This window comes from Hornefia butyriciproducens, from assembly GCF_009695915.1.
GTDB classification, from domain to species: Bacteria; Bacillota; Clostridia; order Peptostreptococcales; family Anaerovoracaceae; genus Aminicella; species Aminicella butyriciproducens.
Genome location: NZ_VUMZ01000018.1, coordinates 1 through 11757, shown reverse-complemented (window position 1 = coordinate 11757; position 11757 = coordinate 1). Strand labels below are relative to the sequence as shown.

9 protein-coding genes are annotated in these 11757 nt (G+C 46.6%); all 9 read right to left on the bottom strand.

Annotated features, from left to right (window positions below; genetic code table 11):
• Positions 1 to 164: 164 nt before the first annotated feature.
• Positions 165 to 626: a GNAT family N-acetyltransferase gene (locus FYJ64_RS11130; RefSeq protein ID WP_154575197.1), complete on the bottom strand. Its 462-nt coding sequence runs from the start codon at positions 624 to 626 to the stop codon at positions 165 to 167.
• A 106-nt stretch (positions 627 to 732) separates the two neighbouring features.
• Positions 733 to 1662 (bottom strand): site-specific integrase, encoded by a 930-nt coding sequence (locus tag FYJ64_RS11125; RefSeq protein WP_154575196.1) that lies wholly within the window; start codon positions 1660 to 1662, stop codon positions 733 to 735.
• Positions 1663 to 1703: 41 nt separating this feature from the next.
• A complete protein-coding gene (locus tag FYJ64_RS11120; protein WP_154575195.1) occupies positions 1704 to 4895 on the bottom strand; it encodes a type I restriction endonuclease subunit R in 3192 nt (1063 codons plus the stop codon).
• Entirely contained in the window at positions 4882 to 5472 is a 591-nt protein-coding gene (locus tag FYJ64_RS11115; protein ID WP_268891425.1) for a restriction endonuclease subunit S, read from the bottom strand. The genes FYJ64_RS11120 and FYJ64_RS11115 overlap by 14 nt, the downstream gene beginning before the upstream one ends.
• Positions 5459 to 5941: an NADAR family protein gene (locus FYJ64_RS11110; RefSeq protein ID WP_154575193.1), complete on the bottom strand. Its 483-nt coding sequence runs from the start codon at positions 5939 to 5941 to the stop codon at positions 5459 to 5461. The genes FYJ64_RS11115 and FYJ64_RS11110 overlap by 14 nt, the downstream gene beginning before the upstream one ends.
• Positions 5938 to 6357, bottom strand: a complete 420-nt coding sequence (locus tag FYJ64_RS11105) for a hypothetical protein (RefSeq protein ID WP_154575192.1) — start codon at positions 6355 to 6357, stop codon at positions 5938 to 5940. Before FYJ64_RS11105 ends, FYJ64_RS11110 begins: the two co-directional genes overlap by 4 nt.
• Before the next feature lie 2 nt (positions 6358 to 6359).
• Positions 6360 to 7016, bottom strand: coding sequence for a DUF3990 domain-containing protein (locus FYJ64_RS11100; protein ID WP_154575191.1), 657 nt, complete (start codon positions 7014 to 7016; stop codon positions 6360 to 6362).
• 14 nt (positions 7017 to 7030) lie between these two features.
• Positions 7031 to 8251 carry a restriction endonuclease subunit S gene (locus FYJ64_RS11450; RefSeq protein WP_206045664.1) on the bottom strand — a complete coding sequence of 407 codons (1221 nt, stop codon included), beginning with the start codon at positions 8249 to 8251 and terminating at the stop codon, positions 7031 to 7033.
• Entirely contained in the window at positions 8244 to 10826 is a 2583-nt protein-coding gene (locus tag FYJ64_RS11090) for a type I restriction-modification system subunit M (protein ID WP_154575190.1), read from the bottom strand. The genes FYJ64_RS11450 and FYJ64_RS11090 overlap by 8 nt, the downstream gene beginning before the upstream one ends.
• Positions 10827 to 11757: the final 931 nt, after the last annotated feature.

Below are 11757 nucleotides of genomic sequence, written 5' to 3'. Positions count from 1 at the left end.
CAATGAACCCGTATTGGCTAATTGAATTTTACAGCATTTCAGGCCTGATTCCTATACCTGATTTTATGAAACCAGCCTCTGCCGGTCGTTTTTCTCTTAAATGTGGAAGTTACCTTTTCATTCAAGCGAGCGGACAGAATTTTTCCGTCCCTGGTTCGAGCTGCTCACAGATATTTGCAGAACAGATTGATTCTCTGTCTCCGGTATTCTTCTCTTTCGTAAAATGAGACTGCGCCGGGATTCGTATCCTCCGCCAGGAGCTGCACACGTCTGAACCCTTCTTTGTTCACCAGATCCTCCAGCTCTCTCAGCGCCTTCCCTCCATAGCCTCTGTTTCTGCATCGCTCCGTAATGAACAGGTCGTCGATGAACAGCACTTCGCCGTGAGCCCATATGCTCGTAAAGGCTACCGCGTTAACAAAGCCAACTACTTCGCTCTCCTCCTCGATGATGTACAACCGGTTGGGTGATTGACCACTGTCCATGACAGCGTCGAAAATTTCGCCCGGGTCCCCCTTTTCCAGCGGGTTTTCCCATAGATTTTCGTCTTCGTATTCATACGACATGAATTCTTTGTTAAGCCGGCACCAGGGTTCCCTGTCCGACCGTCTGCATCTCCTTATCATTTCAGTTCCTCCTCATTTTCCGGTGTGGTTCCTGTTACTTCCAGTATACACAAAGCCGCAGAATTGTCGAGTCCTTCATCAGCGCGGTGCATTTACTTGTTGCGGTTTATACGAGATTGGAGAGGGATCTCATGACGAGATCAACATCCTGATTCTCAAGTTCCTGAATGATATGCAGGTAGGTTTTCTGCGTCGTCGTCATGCTGGCATGGCCGAGACGCCTTGCAACGCTGGCAACAGAAACTCCGGCGAACAAAAGAATTGACGCATGAGTATGCCGCAGGCCATGCACAGATATTACCGGAATTGCCAAAGCTCTGCAATATCGCTCCAGAATATCATTCACCGTGGAATTATAGACATTCTCCTTTGTAACAAAGATCGGTCTGTCAGGCGGCAGATCTTTCACAAGTGCGGCGAACTGCATTACAACCTGCCAGTCAATCTGGATTTTTCGCACAGAAGACTTATTTTTTGTCGGGGAAAATCCGCCTCCTTCTTTATAATTCCAGGTCTTACTGACCGATATCGTCTGGTGTGCGAAATCAAAGTCATCCGGCGTAACCGCAAGCGCCTCTGAAAAACGCATTCCCGTTTTTGCAACAAGCAGAATGAACCAGTCCCAGCTTACTTCGTTACCGAGCGTCAGACTTTTCAAAAGCGTATGCAGCTCGAACTGGTTCAAGTATTTGCTTTTCTTCAGAGACGGCGTTCTTCCTTTGATAATGACCTTCCTTGTGGGATCCCGCGGAATGAGGCCTTCATCCACTGCATCGAGAATTGCGCCCTTCAGCTGATGGTGGAAATCCATCGTTGTCTGACGTTCATGCTCTCTCGCATAATCATTGATGATCTGCTGATACGCAATCCTCGTCACATCGCACAGGCGCAGATCAGGTGCGAGCTTTGTCAGCCAGGAAAGACTCATATGGTATTTGTTCAGGGTAACGTCTCTGATTGCTCCTTCTTTGTAAACGGATACCCAGCGTTCATAATAATCCTTTAACAAATCTGTCGGCTTGCTGTCATTTGGCATAGTGGTCTCCTTCCTGCGCCGATGAAGTTCCCGACTCTGCCTTATCCGTTCTTTTCCTCCGTTTCTTCGTCCGGTACCGGAATGTCGATTCCTCCGGAAAGAATAAATTTCTCCAGAAGCTCCTCCGCCCGGCTGTTCACCCGGAATCGCGGAGGTTTTTTTCCGTCCAGTTTTGTAAAATATTCCTGCGCGGTATCTTTTACAATCGTTGCCTTCAATGCGCTGAACCGCCCGTATTCATTCAGATTTTCCTTTGTGACATGCGACTCCATCATCTCCGAAAGTTTTTCTTCTGAACAGCCGAGGCATGAAGAGATCTGCCGAATCTGATTTTTCTTTTCATCTGCCGCATACTCAACAATATATTCACGGAAAGTTTTCCCCTCACTGAGTCTGACGTCTCCGGTCTCCACATCATGAAGAAAGAGGTTGGCATATCGCTGCTCCTCCTGCGAAAGGAATGCAAAACATTTATGAAGCTCAGCAAGGGTCTCTTCCCTCACCTCCGGCTTCACATCCGGATCATTCAGCTGTTTTTTCCACTTATCAAAACGGGAATTCATATAATCGTTGTCGATCATCCCGGTGTTCTGCTCTGTGAGGTACGGATCAATCGTAAATGTAACGCCGTCCGGTTCCTCGCCGCCCTCCCTCTCGGTTCGCAGCTCCTTATAACGCTGAAGCAAAATCTCATACTGCTCCTCCGTCGGAAGAAGCAGTATGATTTCTTCCTCCGATTCATCCTCCGGATCAATCCGCGAAGAATATTCGGTCTGCATCCATCTGAATCCCTGGATTTTCGCCGCCTGCATGTAGGTGGAAAATTCCCGGAACAGTTTGGCGAATCTGGCTTTTTCAGGGAGCTCCGCCGGCAGTCTGTCAATATCCGGAACACCCGCACTTTTAAACAGGTTAATCATATCCAGGAACTTCTCGTTCATATGTCGGATATTGTCCGGCAGATGGTCGGCAAACAGTCCCTGCGGCCGATCTCCGGAATATAACTGCACAGCTGATTCTATATTTCTCTTCATCGTATGCGGAAGACGATAATATCGAATCGAGCCAAACGGTTTTTCATTGATGTTAAACAGCCGGTTTGTTCTGGAAAAAGCCTGGATCAGATTCTGATAAACCAGCACTTTATCAAGGTACAAAGTATTCACCCACTTGGAATCAAAGCCTGTCAGCATCTGGTTCACAACAATCAGAATGTCCAGCTGTCCGTCCTGACGCACACGGTCATAGGGCTTCTTATGTGCGAGGCGTGCAGAAACATCCTTCTTGAATCTGGAGTATCCTCCAATGTCAAAACTCTGTTCGTATAACCGATTGTAGTCCTCCAGCATTTCCTTCAGACCGTCTTCCCTTTCCAGAGAGCGGCTTCCGCCCTGATTGTCAATCGTCGGATCAAACAGCGCAGTCACCCTGAGTTCCGGACACTTTTCCCGGAATTTCCTGTAATAGCGAATCGCCTCCGGGATGCTTCCCGTCGCAAAGATTGCGTGGAACTTTCCGTCATGGCTCAATGTCAGCCAGTTCTCCACGATATCGTCTACAACCGCGTTCTGATACTCGTCTGTCTGCCACGCCTCTTTCCCGATATAGTCTTCAATTCCTTTCTGCCAGGTACCGTCGCTCTGTCGCTTTCCGGCCATCGGAACCTCTGCCGCATTCATAAAGTGATAATATTTCCTGCTCTTTCCGGGATCACGGATTGCTTCCTCCTCCGTCTGCGCATCGGCTTCTCTCAGTGCGACTCTTTTCCGCAGATCTTTGTCCCTGTACACCATCACCATCGTCGGATCAAAACCAAGCACATTCCTGTCCCTGATTCCATCTGCAATGCTGTATCGGTGAAGCTCATCCCCAAAAACATCCGCTGTGGTGCTCATCGTCTTCTCATTCTCGCGGAACACCGGCGTACCGGTAAATCCGAAGAAAAGTGCATTCGGGAATGTCGCTTTAATTGTGGACAGCATTTCTCCGAATGTAGACCGGTGACATTCATCAAGGATAAAGACCAGACGTTTTCCCTGCATATCCTCCAGATCCTTTGCCCGCATTTTTCCTGCCGCATCTTCCTTGATATTGCTCATCTTCTGAATAGATGAAACAATCAGTGTATCCTTGGGATCAGCGCTTTTCAGCTTGGAAATAAGCGTTACAGTATCTTCTGTTTCCTGTACATCATCTGCATTATCGGCAAAGGCCCGGTACTCCTTCAGCGACTGGGTTCCGAGTTCAATGCGATCCATCAGAAAGATCACTTTATCCGCATCATTGGAATTCGCGATCAGCTGGGCGGATTTGAAAGAGGTCATTGTCTTTCCTGATCCTGTCGTATGCCAGACATATCCGCCGTGCTGATTTCCCTCCTTCCAATTGTTCTTCATCACTTTGTCTGAAATTTTGTTGGCTGCGTAATACTGGTAGCTGCGCATAACCTTCAGCACTCCATCCGCATCATCCGCCACCGTATAAAATCCGATCATCTGGTGAGCCATAGGAATGGACAGCAGACGTTCAGCCACGATTTTCCAGTCGTTAATCGGATCATTATTCAGATCCGCCCAGTGAAAAAAGAAGTCGGGATTGAACCTGCCATCCGGTCCCGGATTAGCAAAGTAAAGCGTCTCCTCCGGATTCATTGCAACAAAAATCTGTACCAGCGAAAACAGTCCGGTAAACACACCCTCATGCGCATATTTCTCAATCTGGTTCACCGCCTCCGTCACCGGAACGCCGGACTTCTTTAATTCGATGTGGAAAACCGGCATACCGTTGATCAGCAGCATCAGATCGCCCCGGCGATCCTGCAGCACCTTCTCATGTCTCGGAAAAATCGGCTGTTCCACAATCTGATAACGGCTCTGCCCCGCAGCAATTTCCATACGGTCATAGATTTTCAGGCTCACTTCCTTGCCGTAATGAAGGGCATCGTCCGGATTTTTTCTGGTGATGGACACCGTCTTCCCGTTAATAAAACCGTTGAGGGCAAGGGGCGTGCGCAGTTCACGCATCTGCTCCAGCAGTTCCTCCATCTCCTCCTGCACAAGGGGACAGTTATTCAGGCGATCTATCTCACGGTTGTTTTCAAAGAGAATGTCCGCCCAGTTCCGCAGCAGATCCTTCTCCGTCGGGTTCATGATTACAGTCTTCTCCCAACCGTATCTCTGCAGAGCTGCAATGAGAGCTTTCTCAAAATCCGCTTCTCTGTCAAAATGTTCCATAATGTATACTCCTGTTCTCGTATGTTTTCAGTCCGTATTCCTTACGCTGATGAAGGGTGATGATGTTTGAAAGGCTTTCAAAATACCTTCCGATTTTTACTTGTTCTGCAATCTTTGGAACCGGAATATCAAAATTTGCTAAGTTTCTTGCAGATAAATTTGGTTGAGCTGCACCCTCATCACAGAGTATTCTCTGCCGATATTCGATGTCAGAATTCAGCACCGTAAACAAGTATTGTGCATCAACATTTTTAGGTCTTATATCAACAAGTGAAGATGCCACAGTACCTTCATCAAAATTGTCTACAAATGCGTTTTTTCCAAGGGTTCCGCGAAGGCAATACAAGATATCGCCGCGTTTGATTTTTGCTCCTCCGAGCTGGTCAAATTTCTCCCTTGTGATTTTATTTGCTGTAGCAAGGTTCACCTTTCCTTCTTGTAGGTCCCCAGCATTTACAAATGGGATTCCGGCTTGAACCATATCCGAATCTTTCGGATAATTGATTCCCCTGTCACCATTGAACATCTCGCAGAAGTCTCCCAGCTTACGCTGTTCCCAAGCATCATGACATTGCAAGGGTTTCCCGCACCATCATCAGCGCATACCCAAGCAGATTCTGCCCCTTCCAGCAGGCCCTGTCTAGTCTATCGGGATCTGTCATCGACAGTCCGATTCCCCAGATTCTGTCCTTTACCGCGCATTCTGCCAAAACCGAGTCCCCTGTTTCCAACAAGAGTTTTTTCAGTTCATCATTCTGCCCGAATTTCTCCAACAGTCCTCGGTAAACAACAATCTGCCGTACTCCGTTCCAGTAATTTTCATCGTAATTCGATACCTTACGTCCCAGCTTCTTTATTTGGGAAACGTCCTCCGTCTCAAGAATCCGGTCTGCTGTATCGTAGTCCTGAAAGCAAACGGCTTTTTTATACATCATGTACTGTTCCATGGACGAAAAAGTGATTTCCTCAACGGAAAACTGCGACAGATACCAGTTGCTCAGATATCCGTTTTCTTCATCCGGATTATGAAAACATATAATATTCATCCTGCTTTACCGACCTTCTGCACCGCCAAATCGAGTTCCAAATCATGCAGTCCGAAATATGCCTTTTCCAGAAAATCCAGAGGGATTCTTTGCAGTACTTCACGACTCGGAATGTTGTAATACCACTGGTAGTAAGCATAAAATTCGCCAATCCAATCGGGCATAAATCCGTCAAGTGCCCTGCCGGGTTTCAGAGAATAATGCTCCGTTTCCTGAAAATACTCCCACAATTCTCTGGCACTCATCGTATTTACATAAGCCTGTGCCTCATCGATGCTTTTTCTTGTTTTACCCGCCATATAATTCTTAATAAAATCTTCTGTGTCCATATCGGGATAAGACTGCGCCACGTAGTCGAACAGTTTCCCCTGATTTTCTACCACATCATTCAAATATGCTTCCGGATATGCTCTCATAACTATCTCTCCTCAAAAAGCGTGCTGAAAACCTTTGTTACTTTATTTGCATCAGAATCCACCAGTTCCCTCATCTTCTTTCTCGCCGCAGCATCCCGAAGGTTATACTTCTCATTGAATTCAGAATACGGAACCGGAATTATTCCATCTTCAACTTCATGCAGGCGGGAATACGCAAGCTCCGTCTTGATGCAATACTGAATTCCCAGACTGCCCAGTGAAAGCAGTTCCTCCAGGATTTCCATATCAATATTATCCCGAACGAACTCCTTTGCAATATAGAAATACGAGGCGTTGGCTCTCCATCCTCTGATCACATCATATTCATCTGTATCTGTACCATACTTTTCGATAAACTTTCCTGCAAGCATACGGTATCGCCTGGAATCGTCAGCGGCTCTGTGCTTCATCAGTTCAGCAAGCCAGGTGAGCACCCCCTTCTGCTGGAAATCCATAATTTTCAGACCCTCCGTATCAAGCTCGTATTTATGAACCCAGCCGTTTACCTCATCCGGCCGGCAAACTGCCCATTCCCTAGCCAGTTCAACGCTTTCAGTCAGGTAAAATCCCTTCCCATAATCGTGTTTCTCTTGTCCCTTTCCATATTCAGGCACCACTATTTCGTCAGGAGTTCCGTGAAACAAAATCAATTTCTCCATTTTCAAAATTCCTCCTAAACCAGCATCTTCCCGAGCATAGATTCCTTTATTTTTTTCAACATCTTCAACTTACTCTGATGAAGGGTGATGAGGTGGTCGATGTTTTTGAAGTAGATTCCGATTTCCTTTTGCTCCTCTATACTTGTCGGCAAGTTTATTGGCGTTTTCTTCCCGCTATCAATAGTGTACGTGCCAACTGTACCGGTCCCCGCTGATTCTTTAATAAAATCTTGTATGCCTTTTGATATGAAAGAATAATAGAAAAACTGTCCATCAATAGCATTCTTATTTTTAAACCATATGATATTGCCATCCTTGAAATATAGCGGTTTTTCAGACTTTATGAGCATCGGAATACCGATAGTCCCTACACCTGTAACAAGCAAATCTCCTTGCTGAACTTTTCCCGATTGAGCAGAATACTCTTCATACATTTTTTGATCTATATACAAATAATCATCCGGCTCTTCGTTATTAAAATCAGCAACGACATCTCTTGCCCTTAAAAATCGTACTCCAGAGTCTCGCCAATCTGACTGATGTACCCGTTTCACTGACCCAACATCCATCAAAGCTCCCAACTTACGCTGTTCCCAATCGCCAGTAAATCCGGCAAAACGAAACCGCGGTACCTTTTCACCATTTTTCGGAAAGCAATTTTCAAGCATGGATTTTTTTATCATCTGAAGCCTTTCACCCTCTCGCTGATGAAGGGTGATAAGGTGGTCGAGAGCATTAATATAGTCACCAATTGCTTTCTGCTCTGCAAAACTTGTCCACGGAATATCGATGGTTCTCATCCCCTCGATATCAATACTACGTCCATCACGTATTCCATAAACATGTGGTTTCAGATCATGATCTATGAATTTTGGCGATCTGAAATACGAATAATAGAATCGGGAATCAGTACCTTCTCCATGAAATGTATGATACGCAGGACTAATAACACCAAGGGTTGTGGCCTTTTCGAGTCCACCTTCAAAAGACCGAAGATGAACAATAAAGTCCCCATCATTTACCATTTTATAGTTTGCAAGGCTCGCCTTATCGTACTGAAGATTTCGGTCTGATTCATCGCGGCGAATTGTTCCGCCACCTTGAATGATCGTAAGCGCAGGAAGTTCTGGGTGCCCTTTTTCTGAGTATTCTTCAAACACTTCCCCCAGCTTACGCTGTTCCCAAGTATCTGTGAATCCCTTGAACCGGACCTGAGGCGTTTTTCTTTCAGGCATTTGCTTCACCTCCCAGGAGTTTCTGAAGCTCCCGTATCCCTTTCATGTCGGCTTCCGATCCGGTCAGTTCTGACAGCATGGACACCAGGGACGCCTCCGTTTCACGGATTTCCTTTTCGATATCATTCAGGGTGACAGCGTACTTTTCAGCCATCGCCTCAATATCCTTTGTAAATTCATTCAGAAGATTTTCCGGAAGGTCGCAGATTCCATCGCATATCGGTGCCGTCCACTTCTCGTGCAGAAGCTTGCGCACTTCATCGTCCGGCAGCGACTCTATTGTTTCCTTTGTCTTCAGATGCAGTGTCTCCCCCGCCTTCTTGATTTCCTTTTTGAGTTCCTTTCCTTCTTTCAGCAGCGCCTCTGCGTCTGAGAGTGTCGCGATAATCTCTTTATTTTCCGCAGGATCTTCCTTCAGTTCCTTAAGCACGCCCTTTACTTTGCCTGCCACAAAACCATCATTCGTATCATTCAGGGCATCTCCGGCAAGAACTTTGTCCTCCTCGCTCAAACGCTCCAGTTGTTCCTCCAGTTCTCCCGGAATCGCAGAAAGCCGCTCCTCCATAGTTCTCACTGAAGAAAGTTCCTCGTGGAGACACACCCTCTGTACGAGATCAAATGGAAGGACATGACCTTTCCAGCCATCTTGAACCTCCGCCTCTTTTCCCTTCTGTTTCTTGATCACCATATTCGGATCAACTTTGCGAACAGTCGCCATCCCCTCCATGCGGATCAGTTCCAGATCGCCGGAGATTTCCTCATAATGATTTTCGAATTTTTCATATGCCCGGTAAGGATCCAGAAGCGGGACGTTTTCAAAACGCCGGAAGATGTCTGCGGAAATCTCTTCTTCCGTCTTCGGGATCGACAGTTCTTCCGCACGGTCAATCAAGACATCGTCCAGTCGATCTCCGAAATCGGCAAAGCTGTTCCTGAAATTATCTCTGAATTTCTGCACATCCGTATTTCCGCGAATCGCAGCTCTGACATCTGCCGCCTTCAGCGTGACGTATTCCCCGTTCCCCTCGAAAAGTTCGGATTTCAATGAAGGAAATATTCCCCAGTATTCCTCAAGCGTGTCCAGCTCATGAAGAGGAATTCCGCCGAACATTGACGCGTACAGGTCATAGTTCTCCCCTGCTTCAGAAGAATCTACATATCGGGGAATATTCAGATTGTAATCATTCTGCCGTATCTCCCCGAGGCTCACCGTCCTCGAGTACCTCGGCGTATTTCTTCTGTATCTCACTGTGTCTGCGATTCGGCGGATATCGGAAGCACGCAGCTTATTATTTTTTCCTTCCTTCACAAAGCCCCTCGAGGCGTCGATGATAAGCACATCTGTGTTCTCCCGCTTTTGACGAAGAACCATAACAATCGTGGGTATGCCCGTACCAAAGAAGATATTGGCCGGGAGTCCGATGATCGTATCAATATTGTTCTGTTCAATCAGATTCTTTCTGATTTTCCCTTCCTCCCCGCCGCGGAAGAGGACTCCATGGGGAAGCACGATTGTCATGATCCCATCCGGCATGAGATGATACAGATCATGCAGCAGAAAAGCGTAATCTGCCTTCGCCTTAGGTGCCAGGCCATAACGCGAATAACGCGGATCATTCTCCTTGCCGCCCGGCTCCCATCTCTGCGAGTACGGCGGATTGGACACGACTGCATCCACATAGAGAGGATCGTACGTTCCAGCAGGGTCAGACTCGTCGAAATAAGGCCAGTCTTCCTCTAATGTATCTCCGTTTCTCGTCACAATATTATCCGGCAGGATTCCCCGCATCACAAGGTTCATGCGAGTCAGATTGTAGGTGTTCGATTTTAGTTCCTGCGCGTAATATCGAATCCGGTTTGAATCCTCCATATACTTTGCGGTTGTCTGACCGATGTTGATCAGAAGGGAACCCGAGCCGCTCGTCGGGTCATAGATCTTGATTTCGCTCCTCCCCTTCAGATGATCCGCCACAATTTCTGACATGAGCAGTGATACCTCGTGAGGCGTGTAGAATTCTCCTGCTTTCTTCCCTGCATTTGCCGCAAAATTACTGATCAGATACTCATAGATAAATCCCAGAACGTCATAATCCTGTTTTCCGTGCATTGGAATTTCATTGATCAGCCGGATCAGATCACTCACAGCCTTCGTCTGTGATTTCGATGTGTCTCCAAGCTTTGAAAGCCCTGTCTCCAGCGTGTTGAATATCCCCTCGAACACTTTTTTGTGCGACGCGGAAATCAGTCTGGTAAAGGACGACAGCGCGACACGGACATTATCTACGGAAAAGTCGGCTCCCATCTGAATCCATGTGGAGAACAAATCTTTGTACCCGATAAAATAACCGAGGTTTCTCTGCGTGCTTCTGACAGTTTCCTCATTTTCTTCATTTACATATTCTCTGATATCCTCCGGTGCATATTCCTCCGACAGAAGCCACTGCTCCTCTTTATCCGAAAGATATTTATAAAAAATAAACCCGAGGATATAATCCTTATACTCGTTGGCCTCAATCTTGGATCGCATACGGTTTGCGGACTCCCAGATTTTCGCCGCAAGCTGCTGTTTGTTCATTGATGTCCCTTTCCTCAACTCAACAGTTTAATATTTGTGCGACAACAAAATATGCTTAAATGATCAAAACACCGAGCTCATATTCTGCTGTATGCTATCCGCTCCGGCAAAGTTCGTCGGGAACTCGAGCCGTGGGCACTGACATGCAGTTCTGAATAATATTATATCAAAAGTCAGGCCTTTCCCCAACCAAAAAATACCGGCCGCAGACTAAGTGCAGCCGGTATCTGAGCAGGCATCAGCGCATTCCTATTTTATTTTTTCGCTTCCGCTTTTACTACCTGTTATCTGTCTTTGAATTTGGCACCCGCCCGGCGTGTGCCCGGCCGCCCTGAACGCCCCGCGTCCTCTCCGTGCGGAGCATTCAGAGCGGTTCCATATAAGGCGCCTCTCCCCGGCATTCGGAAAAAAATATCACCCGGGAACCCGGAGGTGACTGTTCCATTGAGCACTCACGTTAAATAATGTTTGTCGGCGTGCCAGACCGACGGGGGATAAATACCGCAGCAATCGTGAACGGTGGAGGTGCCGTTCTCACATTAATCTCAATGAAAACCTCCTTAATTACAGTATAATTCAGAACCTTCAAAAGTAAAGGATAAACTCCCTTCGCGGCATCAACCCGGTAAATAATTACCTGATAATTTCATCATTTCCCGTCACTCTCCCGCAGCAGCATAATAAAACCCGGAGCGTTAAATATATTTTTAAATTCCGTTAAATATATTTTTAAATTCCATTTGTGTAAGACTAACTTCCACATTGCTGAATTTACTCCTGCACAACTATATAATGAACATATGATCACCTGTCTGCGCAATGAGGAGGTTTTTATGAGTAAAGATATCAAAAGTGACCACAAGCATCTGACACTGTCAGACCGTATCTACATCGAACAGGCTCTGATTCGCGGAGACAATTTCAGGATGAT